The 467-nt window shown below is 65.5% G+C and carries 1 protein-coding gene; it reads right to left on the reverse strand.

The window, feature by feature from the left end; translation table 11 throughout:
• A partial coding sequence (locus BQ17_RS07235) for a transposase (RefSeq protein ID WP_141699149.1) occupies positions 1 to 467 on the reverse strand: 467 nt, incomplete at both ends.

The raw sequence follows: 467 nt of genomic DNA on the forward strand, positions 1-467 counted from the left end.
CAGCACCAGCACCGTGAAGCGCCCAACCCCGCGTGAGCGGCTGCATTCCAACCCCTCACCGAACTGCTGGCTCTTCATATCACGAAAGCTCTCTTCGATCTGCATGCGCTGCCGATACAACCGGATCAACTGCTTTGCTGACCGATCGGCGAGCCGGGTGCAGGCCACTAATAGCCAAGGTTCGTTGGCACTACGGGCGCAGTGAGTGCTCGCCTTCGAACGTGAACGCTTGCCGAAGGCGGTGTTGCCACGTCGCCCCTTCCCCGCCAGGCGTACCAGCACCAAGCGCGCCCGCAGGGGATTGCTGCGTACCCACTCGCCCTCCCCGAGCGCCGTCGGGGTCGTGGTGGCACGCTTGAAGAGCGTCTGGCAGCTCACCCAACCGTGATCCAAGCGCACGTAGTCGCGGCCACGCACTCGCCCCACCCAGCGCCAGCCGAGGCGTTCGACCCCCCGGTAGAAGGGGA

It is taken from the genome of Candidatus Thiosymbion oneisti (assembly GCF_900092655.1).
GTDB lineage: Bacteria > Pseudomonadota > Gammaproteobacteria > Chromatiales > Chromatiaceae > Thiosymbion > Thiosymbion oneisti.